Source organism: Flavobacterium olei (assembly GCF_039749035.1).
Classification (GTDB): Bacteria; Bacteroidota; Bacteroidia; order Flavobacteriales; family Flavobacteriaceae; genus Flavobacterium; species Flavobacterium olei.
This window is the reverse complement of the sequence record NZ_JBDKWC010000004.1, coordinates 1-22,633: the sequence shown is the minus strand read 5'-3', so window position 1 is coordinate 22,633 and position 22,633 is coordinate 1. Positions and strand designations below refer to the sequence as shown.

Annotated in this window: 19 protein-coding genes; 8 read left to right on the top strand and 11 right to left on the bottom strand. The window is 35.5% G+C overall.

Annotation, left to right across the window (positions count from 1 at the left end):
* Window position 1 precedes the first annotated feature (1 nt).
* From ABEB31_RS10970 to ychF, 8 genes are all read right to left on the bottom strand, one after another.
* Entirely contained in the window at window positions 2-1,105 is a 1,104-nt protein-coding gene (locus ABEB31_RS10970; protein WP_347051696.1) for a PDDEXK nuclease domain-containing protein, read from the bottom strand.
* A 19-nt stretch (window positions 1,106-1,124) separates the two neighbouring features.
* A complete protein-coding gene (locus tag ABEB31_RS10965) occupies window positions 1,125-2,993 on the bottom strand; it encodes a DNA topoisomerase IV subunit B (protein WP_347051695.1) in 1,869 nt (622 codons plus the stop codon).
* 161 nt (window positions 2,994-3,154) lie between these two features.
* Entirely contained in the window at window positions 3,155-4,330 is a 1,176-nt protein-coding gene (gene pncB / locus ABEB31_RS10960; RefSeq protein ID WP_347051694.1) for a nicotinate phosphoribosyltransferase, read from the bottom strand.
* An 81-nt stretch (window positions 4,331-4,411) separates the two neighbouring features.
* The gene (locus ABEB31_RS10955; RefSeq protein WP_347051693.1) at window positions 4,412-5,389 is read right to left on the bottom strand and encodes a transglutaminase domain-containing protein; all 978 of its coding nucleotides are present in this window, start codon (window positions 5,387-5,389) and stop codon (window positions 4,412-4,414) included.
* Between the two features lie 4 nt (window positions 5,390-5,393).
* Window positions 5,394-5,918 carry an NADPH-dependent FMN reductase gene (locus tag ABEB31_RS10950; protein WP_347051691.1) on the bottom strand — a complete coding sequence of 175 codons (525 nt, stop codon included), beginning with the start codon at window positions 5,916-5,918 and terminating at the stop codon, window positions 5,394-5,396.
* Window positions 5,915-6,859 carry a YihY/virulence factor BrkB family protein gene (locus tag ABEB31_RS10945; protein WP_347051690.1) on the bottom strand — a complete coding sequence of 315 codons (945 nt, stop codon included), beginning with the start codon at window positions 6,857-6,859 and terminating at the stop codon, window positions 5,915-5,917. The genes ABEB31_RS10950 and ABEB31_RS10945 overlap by 4 nt, the downstream gene beginning before the upstream one ends.
* A gap of 93 nt (window positions 6,860-6,952) precedes the next feature.
* A complete protein-coding gene (locus ABEB31_RS10940; RefSeq protein WP_347051689.1) occupies window positions 6,953-7,630 on the bottom strand; it encodes a TIGR02117 family protein in 678 nt (225 codons plus the stop codon).
* A 472-nt stretch (window positions 7,631-8,102) separates the two neighbouring features.
* Window positions 8,103-9,197 (bottom strand): redox-regulated ATPase YchF, encoded by a 1,095-nt coding sequence (gene ychF, locus ABEB31_RS10935; protein ID WP_347051687.1) that lies wholly within the window; start codon window positions 9,195-9,197, stop codon window positions 8,103-8,105.
* Between the two features lie 265 nt (window positions 9,198-9,462).
* Between ychF and ABEB31_RS10930 the strand changes: the two genes are divergently transcribed.
* Window positions 9,463-12,129 carry a TonB-dependent receptor gene (locus ABEB31_RS10930; RefSeq protein WP_347051686.1) on the top strand — a complete coding sequence of 889 codons (2,667 nt, stop codon included), beginning with the start codon at window positions 9,463-9,465 and terminating at the stop codon, window positions 12,127-12,129.
* Window positions 12,130-12,220: 91 nt separating this feature from the next.
* Here the strand turns inward: ABEB31_RS10930 and ABEB31_RS10925 are convergent, their stop codons facing one another.
* Both ABEB31_RS10925 and ABEB31_RS10920 read right to left on the bottom strand, forming a co-directional pair.
* Window positions 12,221-13,381 carry a peptidase associated/transthyretin-like domain-containing protein gene (locus tag ABEB31_RS10925; RefSeq protein WP_347051685.1) on the bottom strand — a complete coding sequence of 387 codons (1,161 nt, stop codon included), beginning with the start codon at window positions 13,379-13,381 and terminating at the stop codon, window positions 12,221-12,223.
* A gap of 163 nt (window positions 13,382-13,544) precedes the next feature.
* The gene (locus tag ABEB31_RS10920; RefSeq protein ID WP_111366760.1) at window positions 13,545-13,895 is read right to left on the bottom strand and encodes a 4Fe-4S dicluster domain-containing protein; all 351 of its coding nucleotides are present in this window, start codon (window positions 13,893-13,895) and stop codon (window positions 13,545-13,547) included.
* A gap of 150 nt (window positions 13,896-14,045) precedes the next feature.
* Here ABEB31_RS10920 and ABEB31_RS10915 point away from each other — a divergent pair, with 150 nt between their 5' ends.
* The 7 genes from ABEB31_RS10915 (at window position 14,046) to ABEB31_RS10885 (ending at window position 22,133) form a co-directional block, all read left to right on the top strand.
* A complete protein-coding gene (locus ABEB31_RS10915) occupies window positions 14,046-15,116 on the top strand; it encodes an acyl-CoA reductase (RefSeq protein ID WP_347051684.1) in 1,071 nt (356 codons plus the stop codon).
* Between the two features lie 93 nt (window positions 15,117-15,209).
* Window positions 15,210-16,280: a 3-phosphoserine/phosphohydroxythreonine transaminase gene (gene serC, locus ABEB31_RS10910; protein ID WP_347051683.1), complete on the top strand. Its 1,071-nt coding sequence runs from the start codon at window positions 15,210-15,212 to the stop codon at window positions 16,278-16,280.
* A gap of 114 nt (window positions 16,281-16,394) precedes the next feature.
* On the top strand, window positions 16,395-17,345 hold the full coding sequence (locus ABEB31_RS10905) for a D-2-hydroxyacid dehydrogenase (RefSeq protein ID WP_347051682.1): 951 nt from the start codon (window positions 16,395-16,397) through the stop codon (window positions 17,343-17,345).
* Window positions 17,346-17,447: 102 nt separating this feature from the next.
* Window positions 17,448-18,011: a DUF937 domain-containing protein gene (locus tag ABEB31_RS10900; protein WP_347051681.1), complete on the top strand. Its 564-nt coding sequence runs from the start codon at window positions 17,448-17,450 to the stop codon at window positions 18,009-18,011.
* 187 nt (window positions 18,012-18,198) lie between these two features.
* Entirely contained in the window at window positions 18,199-18,636 is a 438-nt protein-coding gene (locus ABEB31_RS10895) for a DUF6146 family protein (RefSeq protein WP_347051680.1), read from the top strand.
* 33 nt (window positions 18,637-18,669) lie between these two features.
* The gene (locus ABEB31_RS10890; RefSeq protein ID WP_347051679.1) at window positions 18,670-18,975 is read left to right on the top strand and encodes a DUF6787 family protein; all 306 of its coding nucleotides are present in this window, start codon (window positions 18,670-18,672) and stop codon (window positions 18,973-18,975) included.
* A gap of 338 nt (window positions 18,976-19,313) precedes the next feature.
* Window positions 19,314-22,133: a T9SS type A sorting domain-containing protein gene (locus ABEB31_RS10885; protein ID WP_347051678.1), complete on the top strand. Its 2,820-nt coding sequence runs from the start codon at window positions 19,314-19,316 to the stop codon at window positions 22,131-22,133.
* Window positions 22,134-22,179: 46 nt separating this feature from the next.
* Here the strand turns inward: ABEB31_RS10885 and ABEB31_RS10880 are convergent, their stop codons facing one another.
* A complete protein-coding gene (locus ABEB31_RS10880) occupies window positions 22,180-22,464 on the bottom strand; it encodes a hypothetical protein (protein ID WP_347051677.1) in 285 nt (94 codons plus the stop codon).
* Between the last annotated feature and the right edge of the window lie 169 nt (window positions 22,465-22,633).

Sequence of the window (22,633 nt, the reverse complement as noted above, 5' to 3'; positions counted from 1 at the left end):
GTTATATGTTTTCAATAAGCCTTTTTAAATCTGACTCACTTGGCAAAACGGTTTTATATTTACTCGCAAAAATCTGTTCGTTATTTTCTGGTAAAGTATATCTAACTACGGCTTCACTTTTATTTTGGCAAAGAACAATCCCAATTGTTTTGTTTTCATCTTCCAAACGCATTTTTCTATCATAATAATTGACGTACATTTGCATTTGTCCTAAATCCTGATGTTTCAATTCACCTATTTTCAGATCAACAAGAACAAAACATTTTAATATCCTATTATAAAAAACTAAATCAATTCTGAAATGTTTATCCTCAAAAGTAATTCTTTGCTGTCTTCCGACAAAAGTAAAACCGTGACCTAATTCTAATAGAAAATGTTCCAGTTTATTGATAATTTCTTCCTCTAATTGAGATTCAGAATATTGATTCAATTCTGGTAAGCCTAAAAACTCAAGTATATAAGGGTCTTTGATAATGTCTTTAGGTTTTTCTATAATTTGTCCTTCTTCCGAAAGTCTTAAAACTCCTTCTTTATCCCGACTTAAAGCTAATCGTGTATAAAGTGCAGAATCATATTGACGCTTTAATTCACGGACACTCCAATTATTTTTTTCAGATTCTATTTTGTAAAATCTTCTTTCTTTTTCATCATCAATTCGCATTAAAAAGACATAATGAGTAAAACTCAATTGAAAAAACGAAGACAAAGTTTGATAATCTAACTTATTAAATTCCGCAGATAGCGTCTGCGTTTTTTGTGATTTGAATTTCGCAGTCACTGACTGCGCTTTTTGAATTTCAAAAATCCGAGACAGTGACTCGGATTTTGAATAAGTCATATAGAATTGTCTTATTTGTCCTAAATTCCTAATAGAAAATCCTTTTCCAAACTCTTTGGTCAACTGTTGAGAAAGTCCTTTTAATAATTGTTTTCCGTATTCAGCGCGGTCTTTCCCGTTCTGCTCTTCTTCAACAATAATTCTTCCAATTTCAAAATAAGTTATTGTCATCGTAGAATTTACTGTACGCAAAACCTCTTGTCGGGCATTTTGAAGCAACTCGACAACTTGTTGGAATAGTACTTTATTTTGAAGATCGTTTGACAATTGCATTTATATATTTATTCTAAGCTTCTTCCAACTCATCAATCTCTACCTTAAGATTCTTAATGATAAATTCCTGTCTATCCGGCGTATTTTTACCCATATAAAAAGACAACAACTGCTCAATTGAAGTATTTTTATCCATCATAATAGGATCAAGGCGAATGGTATCTCCGATAAAGTTTTTGAACTCGTCTGGCGAGATCTCTCCTAAACCTTTAAATCGTGTGATCTCCGGTTTTGGTTTTAGTTTTTCGATCGCGTCTTTTCTTTCTTCTTCAGAATAACAATAAATCGTTTCTTTCTTATTGCGAACCCTGAAAAGCGGTGTCTGCAAAATATACAAATGCCCTTCTTTTATTAATTCAGGGAAAAACTGCAAAAAGAAAGTGATTAACAACAAACGAATGTGCATTCCGTCGACATCGGCATCGGTTGCGATTACGATATTATTATAACGTAATTTTTCTAATCCGTCTTCGATATCTAACGCGGCCTGCAGTAAATTGAATTCTTCGTTTTCATACACGATTTTCTTCGTCATTCCGTATGAATTCAAAGGTTTACCGCGCAAACTAAAAACCGCCTGTGTATTTACGTCGCGCGACTTTGTAATCGATCCAGAAGCCGAATCTCCCTCGGTAATAAAAAGCGTACTTTCTAAGTTTCTAGGGTTTTTGGTATCTGGAAGATGCGCACGGCAATCTCTTAACTTTTTATTGTGCAGATTGGCTTTTTTAGCGCGATCTGTTGCCAGTTTTCTAATTCCGGATAATTCTTTACGCTCGCGTTCTGCCTGAAGAATTTTACGCAATAAAGCTTCGGCTGTCTGTGGATTTTTATGTAAATAATTATCTAATTTGGTTTTGATAAAATCGTTTACAAAAGTACGTACAGAAACCGGAGTCGTTCCGTCATCTGAACCCATATCGGTAGAACCTAATTTGGTTTTGGTCTGAGACTCAAAAACCGGTTCCATTACCTTGATACTAATCGCACTTACAATCGATTTGCGAACGTCTGATGCCTCAAAGTTTTTATTGTAAAACTCCCTAATCGTTTTTACCACTGCTTCACGGTAAGCAGCTAAGTGCGTTCCTCCCTGCGTTGTATTCTGACCGTTTACAAAAGAGTGATATTCTTCGCTGTATTGAGTTTTACTATGCGTCAGCGCTACTTCGATATCGTGATCTTTCAAATGAATAATCGGATATTCTAAGTCGTCTTCGTTGATCGTTTCTTCTAATAAATCGCGAAGTCCGTTTTCTGAAATGTATTTTTCTCCATTAAAAATAATCGTCAGACCATTGTTTAGATAACAATAGTTTTTGACCATTTTAATCACATATTCTAAACGGAATTTATAATTTTTAAAAATAGATTCATCTGGCGTAAAAGTTACTTTTGTCCCTTTACGTTTTGTAGTCTCAATTACATCTTCTTCCTGAACCAGGTTTCCTGCAGAGAATTCAGCTGCTTTTTGTTTTTCGTCACGCACAGATTCTACACGGAAATAATTGGATAATGCATTTACTGCTTTTGTTCCGACTCCGTTTAGACCAACCGATTTTTGGAAAGCTTTAGAATCGTACTTCCCTCCTGTATTCATCTTAGAAACTACGTCTACGACTTTACCCAACGGAATTCCACGTCCGTAATCACGAACAGAAACCGTTCTGTCTTTTATGGTTACTTCAATTGTTTTTCCGGCACCCATAACGAATTCATCGATACAGTTGTCCAGAACCTCTTTTAAAAGAATATAAATACCATCATCAGGTGATGATCCGTCCCCTAATTTCCCGATGTACATACCCGGACGCATACGAATATGTTCCTTCCAATCGAGTGAACGAATATTATCTTCGTTGTATTGATTTTGCTCTAGCATAAATGAATTTAGGATTTTTGGCTAATGTACCATTTATCGGTAAAAAATAAAAGCGTATTCATTTTTTGTTATGAATAATAACAGTTTAAAACTATTTAAATTGATTTTAAAATAAAACGGGCGCTAAAATTATAAAAAAACTGCTTTTTCAGCAAAAAAATCTATTTGATTCCCAGTACTTGTTTGGCCAGTGCAATCATCTCCGGCGTTCCTGTATTTTTGTTTTTTTCGTCTGAAAGTTTTACCACGCCCTGCCAGTCTGTATTTTCAGATTTGATTTCGGTTAATTTAATAACCATATTCATCGACGGTAAACCTGTATCATTGGTAAAATTGGTTCCGATGCCAAATGACATTTTAATTTTATCTTTACAGAAATCCGAAATTAATTTTACTTTTTCGACGTTTAGAGAATCCGAAAAGACAATGATTTTAGATTTCGGATCGATCCCCATTTTGTTGTAATGCGTAATGACTTTTTGAGCAAATTCGATGGGATCTCCACTATCATGGCGAACGCCGTCAAAAAGTTTAGAATATTTTTTATCAAACTGATCGAAGAAAATATCAGTGGTGTACGTATCCGTTAAGGCAATTCCGAGGTCACCGCCATAAACCTGTGTCCAATGTTCCAGACTAATTAAGTTGGCAGTCTGAAAACCGTATACAGCAGCGTGAAACATAAACCATTCGTGAGCGTGCGTTCCCAGTGGACGTTTGTCGTTCAACATTGCAAAATGCACATTGCTTGTCCCAATAAAACTCTCTTTTCCAAAGGTTTTCAAAGTTTCATTAACCAAGTCGTGAACAGCATAAGAATGACGCCTTCTGGTTCCGAATTCTAAAATTGAAACTCCCAAAGCATTGTAACTGTCAATCTTGGTTTTTGTAATTTCTTTTATTTTATCATCGTCTGCGCGGATGAGATGATTCGCTTTATAAAAAAGTTCTGAAATTAAGGCCATCAAAGGCACTTCCCATAAAATGGTGCGATACCAGAAACCTTCCACTTTTACTTCAATCTCTGATCCATTTTGTGTAATTTGAATTTCCGAAGGATCATAACGGTATCCCTGTAAAAAATCTAAATAAGTGGGATCAAGATAGGGGCAGTATTTTGCCAGATACTCCTTTTCGGCTTTCGTCAGGCGAAGATCTGCCAGCGCGTCTACAGATTCGCGCAGTAAAGCGGCAAAACCGGGAGGAAAAATATGTTTGCCACGATTGATAAATTCATAACGGACTTTAGCTTTCGGGAAAAGTTTTATGACAGCGTGCTGCATTGTAAATTTATAGAAATCATTATCTAAAATTGATTTCAAAAAAGTTGTTTCCATAGCTTAAAATTCGATTCGATTCCTTGCTAAGGTACGGCAATTTGAGGAAAAATCAGAATATATAAGAGTGTTTTAGAGAAGTTACTTTGAAACTACTTTAAAGGAAACTATACTATTCGTATCAACGAAAATAGTAATATAATCAACAACATTATTATCTACTAAAATTTCAAATTCCAGACTTCCACGTTTTGCTTTTGGATTTTGAACTTTAACAGCCTGATTTTTTTTATTTAAATAAAAGATCTGATTAGCCTTTGAAACATTTTTAATTTCAAAATTAACAGTACTGCCTCTTCTTACTTCAATAATTCCCGATTCGGGAGCTTTAATTTCATAATCATTGGTAATCGTTCTGTTATAAATCAACGGACCATTTAAAAAATCATCTTTACTGATTCTGTCTCCCAAAAAAGTTCCGGAATCCGGATAATGTTTAGCAAAAAAATACTTTGGATCTGTATCAAAATATACAGGATCAAAATCATTAACCATTCTGCCCTTACTACTGTCATAATACCCCTGACCCCAGGTTACATCTACCAAAATCCATTTTCTGTTGATTAATACCGTATTCCATGCATGATTGGATGAAGTTGCTTTTCTGCCAATATCACGGACACTGGTTTTAGAATCGCCACGGATAATCTCTGACTTTAGTCCAACCAACGAAGCCAAATGCTGATACAAAGCAGTAAAACCTTCGCAAACTGCTTTTTTAGAATTAAATGCTTTCTGAATTAAATTATCATTGAGCTGCTTAATTTTTCGCTGTTTTTCTGCTTCTGTGGAATAACTGAAACCCTGTACCCGTTGCGGATTCAAATATGCATTATAATCGTATCTTATATTTAAGGCAATCCACGTGTATATAGCACGCGCCTTTTCTTCATCAGAATTAAAATCTTTTTCGATTTTATCGGCTAATTTTTCAGTAGTACTAAAGCTTTTTGGATATTTCGCGACAAGTTTATCCACTTCAGTTAACCCTTGTGAAACAGTTAACTGAATGAAAATTATATTTAGAAGAAAAATAAAAACACTTTTTTTAAAAGGCATAAATTTAAAAACTGGATTGAACTATATCTCTTAATTGTTGATCCAATTCTGGATTTGAGATTCTGTTTTCTTTTAAATCAAAATTCGAGCCAAAAGCTGGTAATGAGAAAGTTGCCTTAATTTCGGCTCCGTACCGCGGAAAAAGTGTTTCAGCAATTCCTAAAACTGATGAACCGCCTCTACCTCCTGGCGAAGTCGCTAAAAGTAACATTGGTTTTTGTTGAAAAACATCTTTCTCAATTCGCGAGCTCCAATCGAAAACATTCTTAAAAGCAACAGAATAATTTCCGTTGTTTTCCGCCATTGAAACCACCAAAATATCGGCTTCTTTTAATTTGTTTAAAAAAGATTGTGCAACTTCATGCTGACCGATTTCTTTTTCTAAATCAACGCTAAAAACGGGCATTGCAAAATCGTTTAGATCCAAAACTTCAACTTCTGCGTTTGCAAATAAACTAGCGGCGTAAGTGGCTAAATGTTTGTTGATCGACTGTGTGCTGTTACTTCCTCCAAAGGCTATAATTTTCATATTTTTTCTTTTGCTTGTTCTTGTTTTTCGGGATTTATTTCGTAAATCTCCTTCTGAATCTCAACCGAGTATTCGTTAGGATAAATTTTACCTCCGTAAGATTTTGCGTATACTTTGGTAAATTCTGCTCCAAAATACAGAATAATTGCCGAATAATAAACCCACACCAAAATAATTATCACCGAGCCTGCAGCGCCATAAACAGATGCTACGGTCGAACTACCCAGATAAAAACCAATTGCAAATTTACCAATCATAAAAAGGACTGCCGTAACGCTGGATCCTATAATAGCATCTTTCCATTTAATTTTACCATCGGGCAAGGTTCTGAAAATAATGGTAAATAACAATGTAATACTCGCCAGAACAATAATTATATTGACCACATAAAATAGATAAACCGTGCTTTCGGGAAAGTACAATTTTAAGCGCGCACTCATTACGTCTAATATTGTATTGATAAAAAGACTGACAATCATTAAAAACCCAACAGATGCAATCATAGAAAACGACATTAATCTGTTTTGAATAAATTTCTTGACGCCTTTATCCGGTTTTGCACGCAGACCCCAAATAAAATTTATAGAACTTTGTATTTCAGCAAAAACCCCCGATGCTCCAATCAGCAGCATTACAATACCAAAAACGGTTGCAAAAACATTGCTTCCCGATAACTCGACATTCTTTATAGCTTCCTGAATCTGAGTTGCAGCGCCATTTCCTACCAAACCATTTATCTGTCCGTACAACTGGCCTGTTACAGCATCTTCACCAAAAAAGAATCCGCAAATTGTAATAATAATAATCAATAAAGGCGGCAATGCAAAAATGGTATAATAGGACAATGCGGCACTAAGTTTAATGGCGTTATCTTCGTTAAATTCAAGAAAAGTGTTTTTTAACAGAAACCACGTCTTTGATAGAATATTTTTGATTTTCATATGCTGATTTTTGAGATACACTCAAATTTAAGCAATATTCGAAAAGGTTAATTCTTGCTTTTTAGATGAATTTTATATTTTTTCCATGTGAAATTATTCGTAATGACAAAAAATCCCTTTATCATAAACCGTCCACAAACTTGCTTTTTGATTGGCAGCTTTTAAAGCGCTGTTCGCCCACGTATTGCAAGTATAAAAAAGACTATAACTTCCTTTTGCTTCATAAAAAGCATCTTTCTTTCCGTAACTGTGACCTTCGATCCATTGCGGATGAATTGGATCACTAAAACTATCTGAAATATAATTGACTAATTTTTGATAATTTTCATTTGAAATCAAAATGCGTTTGCAATCTTCCCCTTCATGCAGCTGTTTAAAAAAGGTGGTATGCATGGCAGAAGAACTTACTCCAAACGTGGCTTTTAAAGCTGTGCTTGCTTTCAGATCGGACCATTCGGGCGTGTCCAGATAAAATCCTTTATCGCCCCATCCAAAAGCAATATAATTCATTAAAGAATCTTTTGATTTGGTCTGACTAAACTGAATTTGATTTCGCCAGTCTTTGATTTCGTTATGAACAGGAACTACAATATCGGTATGAACCCCATTTGTGAGAATGTAAATGGGAACAGTTTTTTGTTGTTTTATAAAGTCAGTATCTGAATTGACGGTAATTTTTGAAATAAGTAAAACTGATGTGACATATAAAGCAAGAAAACTGAAAATTCCGAAAAGTGTCCAGCCGAGAAATTTGAGTGCTTTTTTTACCATTTTGATAGATTGGTTTTAGATTTAGTATTGGTTAATTTTCTGTAACCAATTTTTTAGCCAAAAATTATTCTGCATTAAAATACTATACTATTTTTGAGATTCGCTTTCGCGGAAGCGTAAATTAAGAGGATTTTTTCTCGCAGATTTTGCAAATAAAACAGATTTATAAACATTTTTTGTTTTCCCGAACGACCCGGGGTACGGGAGAAGGACAAGTAAGAAAATCTAAAAGTGACTTGCCAATCTTTGCGGGGCTTCGACTTCGCTCAGCCTGACATAAAGTAATCTATGTAAGCCTTGCAATTTTATAATATTAAATCTTTGCAAACCTTTGAGTAAATTCTTCCTGGATCTTTTTGCGGTAAAACAAAAAACCGCTGAATTTCTCCAACGGTTTATCTATATTCTATATTCTTTACTCTATATTCTTTCTTCTTTCTTCTTCCCTCTTTCTTCTAATATCAAAAAAAAATTAAACGTTAAAACGGAAATGCATTACATCACCATCTTTAACCACGTATTCTTTTCCTTCAACTTTAAACTTCCCTGCTTCTTTTGCTTTTGCCTCAGAACCGTACTGAACGTAATCTTCGTATGAAATAACTTCGGCACGAATGAAACCTTTTTCAAAATCAGTGTGGATAACTCCCGCTGCCTGTGGCGCAGTTGCTCCAATATTGATGGTCCATGCACGAACTTCTTTTACTCCGGCCGTGAAATAGGTTTGTTGTTTTAATAATTTGTAAGCAGCACGAATTAAAACAGAAGCTCCCGGCTCTGTTAATCCCATATCTTCCAGGAAAACCTGACGCTCTTCGTAGCTTTCTAACTCTGTAATATCGGCTTCCGCACCTACTGAAAGGATGATAACCTCAGCTTCTTCATCTTTTACCAATTCACGAACCTGATCTACATATTTGTTTCCATTTACGGCAGAACTTTCATCCACGTTACAAACATATAATACCGGCTTCGCAGTAATTAATTGGAAACCTTCCATTAAAACCTCTTCATCATTATTTTGTGGAATAATCGTTCTTGCCGATTTTGCCTGTAAAAGTGCTTCTCTAATTCTGTTTAACAAGGATTCTTCTGTCTGAGCCTCTTTATTTCCTGTTTTTGCTGCACGTTTTACTTTTTCAAGACGTTTTTCGATCGTTTCAAGATCTTTTAACTGTAATTCGATATCGATAGTTTCTTTATCACGAATTGGATTTACGTTTCCGTCAACATGCACAATATTGTCATTATCAAAACAACGTAAAACATGAATGATGGCATTACACTCTCTGATGTTTCCTAAAAACTGGTTTCCAAGACCTTCCCCTTTACTTGCGCCTTTTACCAAACCTGCAATATCTACGATATCTACAGTGGCCATTTGCACACGTTCTGGTTTTACCAATTCTTCTAATTTGTTGATTCTTGGATCCGGAACGTTTACAACACCAATATTGGGTTCAATTGTACAAAACGGAAAGTTTGCACTCTGCGCTTTAGCATTAGATAAACAATTAAATAATGTTGATTTTCCAACATTTGGTAATCCTACAATTCCTGCTTTCATCTGTTGATTTGTATTTATTTTGTTTGAGCCTCAATATATAAGACCCGTTGACTGTTCGAATTTCTATTTCTGCCAAAATGATATTTTTTGGCTTTAAAATTTTGCAAATATAAGATTTAATACCTCTTGCAGGAAGTAAAAATGTTCAATAATATAATTATAAAGCTAATTGAATAAATTTTTAAACATTTTACTAATTTTTTGTTAAAAAACACTACATTTATAATACTAATCAACAAAAAAACAAACCAAAAAACCAAAACTCATGAAAAAGATTGCATTATTTTTATTGCTATTCAACTCGGCTTTCCTCTTTGCCCAAAAGGAAATCACGGGAGTCGTCACAGATAAATCCGGCGCACCGCTGCCAGGAGTAAATATTTTAGAAAAAGGGACAGGCAATGGAGTGTCGACAGGATTTGAAGGAAGTTATTCCATTAAAGTCAAAGAAGGAGCTACTTTAATATTTAGTTATGTCGGATTTGGAACGGTTGAAAAAAGTACTTCAGGCAGCAAAATCGATGTTACTTTAGACGAAAGCGGAGGTCAGGTTTTAAGTGATGTAGTGGTTGTTGGTTCCAGAAATGCAAAAAGAACTGTTGTAAATTCTGCCGTTCCCATTGATGTTATAAATGTAAAAGAGGTAACAACACAAAGTGGGAAAATAGAAATCAATCAGCTTTTGCAATATGTTGCGCCTTCTTTTAATGCCAATAAACAATCTGGTTCTGACGGTGCCGATCACGTTGATCCGGCATCATTAAGAGGTATGGGACCCGATCAGACTTTGGTTTTAATTAATGGAAAAAGAAGACACCAATCTTCGCTAATCAATTTATTTGGAACTCGCGGACGCGGAAACACCGGAACAGACTTAAATGCAATTCCGGCAGCTTCTATAAAAAGAATAGAAATTCTGAGAGACGGAGCTTCTGCGCAATATGGTTCAGACGCTATCTCGGGTGTTATAAATATTGTAACGAATGATAATGTCGATGAATTGACAGGTTCTGTTACTTATGGCGTATTTAACACCCATGCTAAAGGAGAATTTTTACCCGGAACTCCCAATACAAAAGGTTATCGACTGGATCTGAACGGGAACGGAAATTCATATGGAAAGGATCAGGATTTTGATGGAGGTTCGGTTAGAGTTGCGGCCAACTATGGAACAAAAATTGGCAGTAAAGGAGGTTTTGTAAATATCACAGGAGAATTTTTAAACAAAAATAAAACGCTGCGACCTGCTTATGATTTTAGAAAAGGTTTTGGCGACGCTGAAATGACTGGTGTCAATTTATTTGCCAACCTGACTATTCCGATTGCAGATAAAACAGAATTTTATGCCTTTGGAGGAAGCAACTTCAGAGATACTGATGCTTACGCTTTTACCAGAAATGATGGTGAAAGAGTTGTAGAATCTGTTTATCCCGGCGGTTATACGCCTCGAATTACTTCAAAAATAAATGATAATTCTGTCGCAGCAGGAATCAGAACTGAAACTTCCGGAGGATGGAAACTGGATTTGAGTAATACTTTTGGTAAAAATAAATTTCAATACGACATTAAAGGAACAATAAATGCTTCGCTGGAAGAAAACTCTCCTTTGGAATTTGATGCGGGAGGACATAGCTTACTTCAAAACACAACTAATTTTGATATTTCAAAAAACTATGATTCTGTATTAAGTGGTTTAAACATCGCTTTTGGAAGTGAATTCAGAGTTGAGAAATTTGAGATTTTTGCAGGTGAAGAAGGTTCATATACCACTTACGATACAAACGGACAACCCATAACCGACCCTACAACGCAAAGCGCGCCAACAGTTCCCAATCCGGATTACGATCCTACAGATCCGGAATCTTCACCAACTATTCCGAGACCAGGAAGTTCTCAGGGTTTTCCTGGTTACAGTCCTGCAAATGAGGTAAACAAAGACAGAACCAATTTTTCTCTATATGCAGATGCCGAATTAGATGTTACAGAAGCTTTAATGTTTAACGCGGCAGTTCGTTTTGAAAATTACAGCGATTTCGGAAGCACTGTAAACGGAAAATTGGCTTCAAGACTTAAACTTTCTGATCATATAAATTTACGAGGTTCTGTAAGTACAGGTTTCCGCGCTCCGTCACTCGCGCAGATTTATTATAACCTGCGTTTTACGAATTTTAATTCAAGTGGCGCAACAGAAGTTTTACTGGCACCAAATGACAGTCCGGTAACAAGAGCCTTTGGAATTCAGAAATTAAACGAAGAAAAAGCACTAAATGCTTCGTTAGGTTTTACCGCATCATTTGGCGATTTTACTGCCACCATAGACGGTTATTATATTAAGGTAAAAGACCGTATCGTACTTACCGGATATTTTGATGCATCTGCACTGAACCTTGGCGTTTCTGAAGCACAATTTTTCGTTAATGGTGTAGATACTAGCACTCATGGACTGGATTTAGTACTTTCGTGGAAAAAGAAATTTGGCGAGTCCCAGCTTGGAGCAACTTTGGTTGGGAATATTAATGATATGAAAATTGACAATGTTCAAAACGGAACTTTGGATGAAGCCACTTTCTTTGGAAAACGAGAAAGAGCTTTTTTACTGGCGTCTGCTCCGGATAATAAATTTGGCCTTAACTTAAATTACAGCCGAAAGAAATTTGATGCCGGATTAGCTTTTACCCGTTTCAGTAAAGTAGTTTTGGTTGATTATGCCGATGAAGATGATGTTTACAATCCGCGATTAATTACAGATCTGACTGTGGGCTATCAATTGAGTAAAAATTTAAAAATCAGCGTCGGAAGCAATAACTTACTGAATGTTTATCCAACCAAACAAGATGAGCAAGGTAATACAGAAGCCGGAGGATATTGGGACGCTGTACAAATGGGTTTCAGCGGAGCTTATTATTACGCACGACTTGGATTTAATTTCTAAGAATTGTTGTTTTCCATCTGAACAACTTCATCATATAAAAACAAAAAATCCTGAACTTCACAATTCAGGATTTTTCTTTTCTATTTATTAATTACAATTTAAACTCGAGAGAGGCGATGATGGCTTTTTCTTCATCGGTTGCTTTAAATCCTGAAATATCCCAGTAATTGGTCAGGATTTTATTTTTCTTATTGAAAAGGGATTTTTCTTTAAAAACATCACTTTCGCTATACGTGAAATTCTGTTTATTAAAACCTGTCGTAACAAAACTGTTACGCACCTGAATGTTTTTAGTTTTCTCTTTCTGAATAACACTATAACCCGTTTCTTCATTAGAACATAAGACATAATAATCTTTTCCGTCGCACCTGTAGTTTACTTTTACAAAAGATTTCGTTAGATTCTTTTCCCCTTCTTTTGTTTTTTCTTCCAGCTTATTCAGACTTGCGGGTGTTACCGAAATAGTGAATTCTAAGATAAGCTTTTTAACAGGATCATAAATAATCTGAAAATTATCAATCCCTTCTTTAGCTTTATCCAAAGGACTCACCGACATTACATAATATTCTTTGTTGGTAGAATGTCCTTTAATTGTATAATCGTATTCTTTCTTTGATTTGGAATCTAATAAAGGATCAAAATATTTAAAATTGGAATAATTCTCCATGATATTATTCAGATCATAACCTTTAAGATCGGCACTAACATCGCTTTCCAACAGTCCGTACGATCTGTTTTGCTCCACCAGCAAAGTAGTGGCATTATTATTTTTATCAAACTGAAAATTCACCAATCCGTCATTATAATAGGAATATTGATTGTCCAGCATAAAAAATTCTCTGACATATACTTTCTGGCGATGTGAAACGCTAATTTTTTTTATCGAATTAGAGACTAATTTCTGGAGTATTTTTTCGGGAGATTCTTTAGATAAAACTACTTCGTCGAGTTTATTATCTTTACTTTTTAAATAAATAACAAACTTCTGATCTCCGTTTAAAGATGTCCATCGTACCGTAATATCTTCGTAATTGGTTTCTGAAACCTGAATATTAGAACCGCCGCTTAACATAAAAGTTACAATACCCTGTTCGTTACTCAATAAAATTTGCTGGGTTTTTAAGATCACCACAGTGGCATTTTCTATTGGTTCCAAAGTCTCGATGTCTTTGACAATAATAGAATATTCCTGACTTTGGGCAAAACCGCTTATATTAAATAATACGACAAAAAAAAGTAGTAATTTCTTCATAGGCGTTATTAAATTTTCAACTAAAGTATTAAATTTTTATTAATAAATCATCATTGAAAAATAAAACATTAATAATCAGAGAACTAACTTTACTAAATAGAATAGTTTTACGGCATAAAAAAATCCCGGATATACCGGGATTATAGTAAAACTACTTAATTTTTTATTCGTTGTGTAAAAACGCCTGTCTTTCCAACAAGGTTTCTTCATCTTCCACATGATTATCATCCGGTACACAACAGTCTACAGGACAAACAGCCGCGCATTGAGGCTCATCATGAAAACCTTTACATTCTGTACATTTCCCAGGCACAATATAATAGATTTCATCAGAAATTGGAGTTTGAGCATCATCTGCGTCCACTTCAGTTCCGTCAGGTAAAACTATTTTGCCAGAAAGACTTGTACCATCTTTATATCTCCAATCATCTGCTCCTTCATATATTGCTGTATTCGGGCACTCCGGTTCGCAAGCCCCACAATTGATACATTCGTCAGTTATAATAATTGCCATCTTTTTTATTTTATGCTTTAAGCCTTAAGCTTTAAGCTATTTGCTAATATTATTTTTTTCTAAAGCTTATTGCATAAAGCGTATCGCTTACCGCTAAAAAAACTTATTTTTGTGCAAAATTACAATCAAAACAATTCATAAGCAAACATTATGACATTAGAAACAAAAAAAAGTGTTTTTGTTGAATTAGGAAAATTTTTAAGTCAGTTTTCTGAAGGAGCGTCTGTGCAAAAATCTGACGTTTTATATAATGATATCTTTTTTGATGATTTCGAAAAGCTAATTCATTTATCACAATCTCATAATGGATGGTACACGCCGGAACAGGTATATTTTTCACTGCAATCCTGGGCAGAAGCACTAACAAAAGAAAACCTTGACAAATGGCTTTCTGCATATTCCTTAGGCGATCAGAATCTTACAAAAGAAAAGACGGTTGCTTTAATACTGGCGGGAAATATTCCGCTTGTGGGTTTTCACGATTTTTTATCAGTTTTAATTACCGGGAATAAGGCTTTAATCAAAACTTCCTCAAACGATCAGCATCTTTTGCCTTTTTTAGCAAAATATTTAATTGCTGTTGATGAAAATTTAAAAGATAAAATCACTTTCGTGGAAGGGAAACTGGAGAATTTCGATGCTGTTATTGCAACCGGAAGCAATAATACTTCCCGATATTTTGAATATTATTTTAAAGACAAACCTTCGATTATTCGAAAAAACAGAAATTCTGTTGCGATCTTAACCGGAAAAGAAACTACGGAAGAATTAGAAAATCTGGGCGAAGATATATTCAGGTATTTTGGTTTGGGATGCCGCAATGTTTCCAAACTATTTGTTCCGCAAGGATATACTTTTGATGCATTTTTTCAGGCCATTTTTAAATATCAGGATGTTATACATTACGAAAAATATGCTAATAATTACGATTACAATAAGGCAGTTTTTTTAATGAGTAATTTCAAATTGCTGGATAACGGATTTTTGACTTTAAAGGAAGACGCAAGCTACGCCTCGCCTATTTCGAGTGTTTTTTACGAATATTATGAAAACGCCGATGAACTGGAAAAACGATTGCAAAATGACTCCGATCAGATTCAGTGTATAGTAAGCAGCAATTTAATATCGAACAATATTGCATTTGGAGAAACACAAAAACCCCAATTGTGGGATTACGCAGATAATGTCGATACTATAACGTTTTTGTTAACAACAAAGTAATAAATTGTTTAATTATTTCGAATATTTTAACGCTTTTTCGGCTCTTATTGCCGAAATTTGCGTCTTTAAAATTTTCGACTATTAACAACAACCATGAAAAAACACAACTACAGCGCAGGACCAAGTATTTTACCTCAGGAAGTTTTTGAGAAGGCATCACAAGCAATTTTAAATTTTAATGATTCAGGATTATCAATCCTTGAAATCTCGCACCGAAGCAAAGATTTCGTAGAAGTGATGGAGGAAGCTCGTTCGCTTGCATTAGAATTATTAGGACTTCAGGGAAAAGGTTATCAGGCTTTATTTTTACAAGGTGGTGCTAGTACAGCATTCTTAATGGCTCCATATAACTTAATGAAAGAAAACGGAAAAGCAGCTTACCTGGATTCTGGAACGTGGGCAACTGCGGCGATAAAAGAAGCTAAACTTTTCGGTGAAACAGTTATCGTAGGTTCTTCAAAAGAAGATAATTATACTAATATCCCAAAAGGTTACCAAATACCTGCAGATGCAGATTATTTTCACTGCACAAGTAACAATACAATCTTCGGAACCCAGATGAAAGATTTTCCGGCAACCAATATTCCGGTTGTCTGCGATATGAGTTCTGATATATTTTCACGTGAATTAGATTTCTCAAAATTTGATTTAATCTATGCCGGAGCTCAAAAAAATATGGGACCTGCAGGAACAACTTTAGTAGTGGTTAAAGAAGAAATCTTAGGTAAAAACGGAAGAACAATTCCAAGTATGTTAGATTATGCTAAACATATCAAAGCAGAAAGTATGTACAATACTCCACCTGTTTTTTCTGTTTATGTTTCTCTTTTAACTTTAAAATGGATTAAAGAAAAAGGCGGAATTGCTGCTGTTGAAAAATTAAACAACGCTAAAGCAGAATTACTTTACGCCGAAATCGACAGAAATCCATTATTTAAAGGTGCTGCAAATGTAGAAGACCGTTCCAACATGAATGTTACTTTCTTATTGACCAACCCGGATCATGCTGCAACATTTGATGCTTTATGGAAAGAAGCCAATATCTCAGGATTGCCAGGACACCGTTCTGTTGGTGGTTACAGAGCTTCCATCTACAACGCTATGCCAATTGAAAGCGTACAGGTTTTAGTTGATGTAATGAAAGCGCTTGAAAGTAAAGTTTAATTGTTAAATCGTTTAATCGTAAAATCTTTGCTTTAAAATATCAAAAGAAAAACATAATAGTTGGTTATCGATTAAATAAATAAACGATTAACCAAATAAACAAAATATCAAAAAATGAAAGTATTAGCAAATGACGGAATTTCTAAAAGTGGAATTCTGGCCTTAGAGAAAGGCGGATTTGAAGTTATCACTACAAAAGTAGCTCAGGAACAAGTAGCTAATTATATTAATGAAAACAATGTAGACGTAATTTTAGTGCGCAGCGCCACTAAAGTTCGTAAAGATATTATCGACGCTTGTCCCGGAATCAAAATTATTGGCCGTGGTGGTGTTGGTATGGATAATATAGATGTGGATTATGCGAAAAGCAAAGGAATCCATGTAATTAATACTCCGGCTTCCTCTTCAGAATCTGTTGCTGAATTGGTTTTCGGACATTTATTTAACGGCGTGCGTTTCTTGCACGATTCTAACAGAAATATGCCCCTTGAAGGAGATACAAACTTTGACGGTCTGAAAAAAGCATATGCAAACGGAACTGAGTTAAGAGGGAAAACTTTAGGTATTGTTGGTATTGGCCGTATCGGACAAGCTACTGCAAAAATGGCTCTTGGTTTAGGAATGAAAGTTATTGCAGCAGATAGTTTTATTCCTGAAGTGGATATTAAAGTTGAATTTTTTGACGGACAATCTATTACTACAAAAGTGGTTTCTCAATCTTTAGAATCATTATTTAAAGAAGCAGATTTTATTACTCTTCACGTTCCTGCTCAGAATGGTTACATTATTGGAGAGAAAGAACTTGAAATTATGAAAGACGGCGTTGGAATTGTAAACTGCGCACGCGGAGGTGTTATTGATGAAGTAGCTTTAGTAGCAGCTTTAGACTCCGGAAAAGTGGCATTTGCAGGTCTGGACGTTTTCGAAAACGAACCAAAACCGGAAATGGCTATCTTAATGCATTCTAAAATTTCACTGACCCCACACATTGGAGCTGCAACCGGAGAGGCACAAGACAGAATTGGTACAGAACTAGCTTCTCAAATTATTACGTTGTTAAGCTAAGCAATTAAAAAATAACTTATCTTTATAGGGATTTATTACAATTTTGTAGTAAATCCCTTTCTTTTTATTAATTTTGGTGTGTAATTTAAAACTCTATATATTATGTTTGAACAATTAACCCAATTAGTACAACAATACAGCGGAGATGCTGTAGTAAACAATGCTGCTGTTCCGGACGAACATAATCAAGCCGTGATCAGCGAAACAAGTTCTTCTATTTTCAGCAGTCTTCAAAAGTTGGTTTCTGAAGGCGGCGGAGAACAATTAGCCGGATTATTTGCCGGTAATGAAGCAATAGACAGTACAAATCCTGTGGTTCAGAAAATTCAACAGGAACTGAGCGGCAGTCTTGGAGAAAAATTCGGTCTAAGCAGTGCCGATTCTACGGGAGTGGCCTCCAATATGATTCCTCAGATTTTAAATTCGTTAGTAAATAAAGCAAAAGATCCCAATGATAACAGTTTCCAAATTTCTGATGTTATTTCGGCAATTTCAGGAAACAGCACCCAGGCATCTGGATTGATGGATACGATTTCTAAATACGGAATGCAATTTGGTCTGGACCAGAACAATGATGGAAAAGTAGATGTGGCCGATGTATTGGTAGTTACCAAGAGTAAAGGAGGAATTGCCGGTTTTATTGGTAAGTTATTTGGAAAATCCTAATCTGAGGTTCTAAGATTCGTAGATACTATCACGAAGCCTCAGAACTAAAGTTTTGAGACTTTAAAAAAATACATTAAGCTGTTTGCTATGCAGGCGGCTTTTTATTTTAACAAAACCTAGTCTTGAAATGTATGGATCGAGGCTCAGAAACTTAGCATCTTAAAAAATTTATTCGTAAATTTAAAGTATGAAAAAATGCATTTCCATATTAATCATTATCTGCACCATAATTGCCTGCTCTTCGGCTTCGCAAAATATTGCGGGTACGACAGATACAAAATCGGTCAAAAAAGGAAATGATACCGTTAGAATCGCAAATGATTCTTTAGAATACGAAGTTATAATCATTGACAACGGATTTAGCTCCTGGCTTAATTCCCGCGCTCTTCCGAGAAATTATTACACTCTATCTTATCTGGAAAATAAAAATTACCAATATGTAGTAGAATGGAATATAAGAGCTTCTCAACCTAATCGCTACAATCCCAACCTCTATGAAATGACGATTGATTATCAGCAACAGATTCGTTATGGATATGAAGTAAATTACCTCATTTATAACTATATGATTTATTTTCAAAATACTTACAAACAAAAACTCGCGGGCTATGTACCACTAAGATAATGTTAGTATATTTGTAAAGGTTATAAATAAATAATGGAGAAACTTAAACAACGCTGGGGAATTACTTCCAATCTACAAGCCGTAATTATTTTTATTGTTTTTGCTATCACCGGATCTGCATCCGCATGGATTTCGAAACCTTTTTGCGACTGGGTCGGAATTCACAAAGAAGATCTTGGTGCAGTGTGGTTTACTTTAATCCGTTTATTAGTTATTCTTCCGGTTTACCAGGTTCTACTGGTTGCAATCGGAACCATTTTTGGACAATTTCGCTTCTTTTGGAATTTTGAAAAAAAAATGCTTAAAGGAATGGGACTTGGATTCTTATTTAAAGATTAATTTTCGCTTTTCGCTTTTTTTCGACTGAAAACCATTCTGGTTCAAATGCTTTTGTAAAATAAATATCCTCCTTATATTAAAATTTTTCAGTGCTGGAGGATTTATTCTTCAACTTTCCTTTTTTATGGCAAAGTGGATTAAATCCTTGTATTCATCTAATACAAACTTCACAAAAATTCAATATAAAAAAACGAATCACCTTCATTTTATCCAAAATTAACACGAAATAACCAACCAGAACAGGATGGTGCAGGATACTTTTATTTGTAGTAATAACAATCTTTACTATAGTGATAATTACTTTTTAAACCTGATATTCAGTTATTTAAAAAATAGTTATGACTGATCTATACTTACTAACCAAACCACCTTTTGACATGCTGAAAAATTACTTAAAATTCTGTGGAATAGTGGCAGTAATCTGTCTTGTTGCGCCAATCCAGAAGATTTCTGCACAGAATCCGATTGTAAAAATTGACTTTGACCAGTCAGCGAGACCTAAAACTGAAGTGAATGATCCAGATTATACCGCCTGGGTAGTAGCCTCGGGAAACACAAGCACTTATACGGAAAAAGGCATAACATTTACTGTAAGCCGTGTAGGAAATAATGGAGATGCACTTGGAACGAACTGGTATAAAGCAGGAATTCAGGCTCCATATTATGCCCGATTAGTTTGTGACGGACTTACAGTAAAAGGAGCAACTGCTAATCTGGGTGCTCGAATTGAACTAAAAATAAGTGGACTAGCGACGGGAGAGCATACTGTTTTAGCTTTTTTTAATGCTGTAGACAGTCCTTCAGGAAATAATTTTAGTCCGATCGATATTTCAATCGATGGTAATTTAGTGGCAGACAATTTAATTCCATCTGTAAGAGCTACAAAAACAACAGATGCCAAATCTGTTTATCTGAAATTTCAGGCTGTAACAGGAAATGATGTTGTCTTATTAATGTCTGCAGAAACTTCGGGAACAGAAAACATTAAAAACTTCATTTTAAACGGATTTGAGCTTAACACACCTAATATCTTTTATCAGGCAACAAATCCAAGTCCAAAACAAAATGACGAACATGTCGAATTAAGTTCTGGCGGAAAATTATTGCAATGGACGTCTGCTGCAAATGCAGTTTCGCACAACATTTATTTTGGGGCAGATCAGGCTGCTGTTGACAATGCGACAACGTCTTCTCCGGAATTTAAAGGCAATCAGGCTTTAGCCAGTAACTCTTACCAGGTAAACGGACTTTATACAGGAGCTACTTATTATTGGCGCATTGATGAAGTTTGCACTAACGGAATTGAAAAAGGAAATGTCTGGCGTTTTCGTCCTGCACAATTGGCTTTTCCTGAAGCAGAAGGATACGGACGTTTTGCACGCGGCGGACGCGGCGGAAAAGTAGTAGCGGTAACCAATTTAAATGACAGCGGTCCGGGGAGTTTTCGTGAAGCTGTTACAAATGATATCGGACCCAGAACAATTATTTTTAATACAGCAGGAATTATTCAGTTACAATCACGTCTGGTTTTAAGTCAGCCCTATGTAACCGTTGCCGGACAAACGGCTCCCGGAAAAGGAATTACCATTAAATCTGCTCCGTTTGGAGTAACAGGAAATGATGCGGTGGTTCAGAATCTTCGTGTTAGAATTGGCGCAGGACCAACTTATGACGGAATGGGATTAACCGGAGCCGATAATAGCATAATTGACCATTGCTCGATCAGCTGGACAATTGACGAATCCTTCAGTTCCCGATCCGGAAAAAATATCACACTTCAAAGAACTCTTATCTCCGAAGCTTTAAATGCAGCCAACCATCAAAATTATCCGACAGGTACAGAACATGGATATGCAGCCACAATCGGTGGTGATATCGGAAGTTTCCACCACAATCTTTTAGCGCATTGTTACGGTAGAAACTGGAGTCTCGGAGGCGGACTGGATGGAAGCGGTGCCTACACAGGAAGAATGGACATTACCAATAATGTGGTTTATAATTGGGGAAACAGATCTACAGATGGCGGAACCAAAGAGGTAAATTTTGTTAACAATTACTATAAACCCGGAGCAGGAACAAAAATATTTGTGGCATTTAATCAGCAGAATGAAGGAGTTGGAACCGGAATGCAGCAATGTTATTTCAATGGAAACGTAATGCCCGGTTATTTCGACGAAAGCAATCAGACAGCCGGGAGAAAAGCATCCGGTAATTCCGTTACTTATGATAATTTTGTAAATACGCCATTCTTCCCCTCTTACGTAACAACGCAATCAGCAAAAAATGCTTATAAAATTGTACTTTCAGATGTAGGCTGCACCCAACCCGAATTTGACGATCACGATCAGCGCATTATCGCAGAAACATTAAACGGAACTTATTCTGCGGTCGGAAGCGTAACGGGAAAACCCGGTTTTCCGGATAATGAATCGGATGTTGGAGGATTCGAAAGTTATCCAACGGTGGTTAGAAATGCAGATTGGGACAGCGATCAGGACGGTTTACCAAATTGGTGGGAAACAATAACAGGCACAAATATAAACTCTGCTATTGGCGATTTCTCAGATTCTAATGCAGATACGAATAATGATGGTTACACTAATTTAGATGCTTATTTGCAATGGATGTCTTTACCACACTATGAATCTCCTGACGGAAGTAAAATCGATATCAATATTCAAAAACTATCACGCGGATTCACAAATGGAGTTTCGTATGCAGTTTCGAATATTGTAAACGGAAATGCAGTTTTAAACACCGATATCGTAGCTTTTACACCCGATGCAAACGGATTATGTTCTTTTGAATTTACAGTTACGGATTCTGAAGGCGGAACAATGAAACGAAAAGTGAACATCATTAGCGGACAAAGTCTGACATTAGGAACAGATGAAGTAATCACAGAAAGCAAAAACAATTCTTTTAAAGTATGGCCAGTTCCAAGCAGCGGATCTTTCTCTGTTTTTATTGATAATGAAGAAACAGAAATCTCAGATCTTAAAATATATGATATTTCGGGAAAAGAAATATGGAAACAAAAAGTACGAGGAAAAACACAGGAAAATATTCAGTTGCATTCAAAAGGAGTTTTTCTAATAAAAGTGGTTAATCCGCAGAGTAAGAAAATACAATACACCAGAAAAATTATAATCCGATAAATTTGCCCCAAAAAATTTTGAAGGCGGTTCAACTGAACCGCCTTTTTTATTTTTTCTGAAAGAAATAAGTATAAATCCACGTCAGGGTAAATGACGGAATAATATCCGTAAACGGAATTATTTCTTCTACAAAAGTCAAAACACTGGCAACCTTCCCCACTCTTCCTTTATACATTCGGGCCATAATAATTGCTGCAATAGGAGCCCAAACCACATCTGAAAATTCACCCAAAAAAGGAATCGTAAATGAAATCATACCGATTCCGTCCAACACTAATCCGATGATTAGTTTAGACATTCTGTTATCTTCTACAACTTCCAAATTTTGCATAACACATTTATTTTAAAGTAAATCAAAATTAAAAATTACTAAACTAAAGTCATTATTTCATTTTCAAATATCGTTCCTTAATTTCCATATTGAGATTTTAGTCCCGAGGCTTCGGGATAGATTTTAGATTTTAGATTTTAGATTTTAGATTTTAGATTTTAGATTTTAG

Coding starts and splice junctions, on each gene's coding strand:
- ABEB31_RS10965 (WP_347051695.1), bottom strand. CDS start 2,993: ATGCTAGAGCAAAATCAATACAACGAAGATAATATTCGTTCACTCGAT.
- pncB (WP_347051694.1), bottom strand. CDS start 4,330: ATGGAAACAACTTTTTTGAAATCAATTTTAGATAATGATTTCTATAAA.
- ABEB31_RS10955 (WP_347051693.1), bottom strand. CDS start 5,389: ATGCCTTTTAAAAAAAGTGTTTTTATTTTTCTTCTAAATATAATTTTC.
- ABEB31_RS10950 (WP_347051691.1), bottom strand. CDS start 5,918: ATGAAAATTATAGCCTTTGGAGGAAGTAACAGCACACAGTCGATCAAC.
- ABEB31_RS10945 (WP_347051690.1), bottom strand. CDS start 6,859: ATGAAAATCAAAAATATTCTATCAAAGACGTGGTTTCTGTTAAAAAAC.
- ABEB31_RS10940 (WP_347051689.1), bottom strand. CDS start 7,630: ATGGTAAAAAAAGCACTCAAATTTCTCGGCTGGACACTTTTCGGAATT.
- ychF (WP_347051687.1), bottom strand. CDS start 9,197: ATGAAAGCAGGAATTGTAGGATTACCAAATGTTGGAAAATCAACATTA.
- ABEB31_RS10930 (WP_347051686.1), top strand. CDS start 9,463: ATGAAAAAGATTGCATTATTTTTATTGCTATTCAACTCGGCTTTCCTC.
- ABEB31_RS10925 (WP_347051685.1), bottom strand. CDS start 13,381: ATGAAGAAATTACTACTTTTTTTTGTCGTATTATTTAATATAAGCGGT.
- ABEB31_RS10920 (WP_111366760.1), bottom strand. CDS start 13,895: ATGGCAATTATTATAACTGACGAATGTATCAATTGTGGGGCTTGCGAA.
- ABEB31_RS10915 (WP_347051684.1), top strand. CDS start 14,046: ATGACATTAGAAACAAAAAAAAGTGTTTTTGTTGAATTAGGAAAATTT.
- serC (WP_347051683.1), top strand. CDS start 15,210: ATGAAAAAACACAACTACAGCGCAGGACCAAGTATTTTACCTCAGGAA.
- ABEB31_RS10905 (WP_347051682.1), top strand. CDS start 16,395: ATGAAAGTATTAGCAAATGACGGAATTTCTAAAAGTGGAATTCTGGCC.
- ABEB31_RS10900 (WP_347051681.1), top strand. CDS start 17,448: ATGTTTGAACAATTAACCCAATTAGTACAACAATACAGCGGAGATGCT.
- ABEB31_RS10895 (WP_347051680.1), top strand. CDS start 18,199: ATGAAAAAATGCATTTCCATATTAATCATTATCTGCACCATAATTGCC.
- ABEB31_RS10890 (WP_347051679.1), top strand. CDS start 18,670: ATGGAGAAACTTAAACAACGCTGGGGAATTACTTCCAATCTACAAGCC.
- ABEB31_RS10885 (WP_347051678.1), top strand. CDS start 19,314: ATGACTGATCTATACTTACTAACCAAACCACCTTTTGACATGCTGAAA.
- ABEB31_RS10880 (WP_347051677.1), bottom strand. CDS start 22,464: ATGCAAAATTTGGAAGTTGTAGAAGATAACAGAATGTCTAAACTAATC.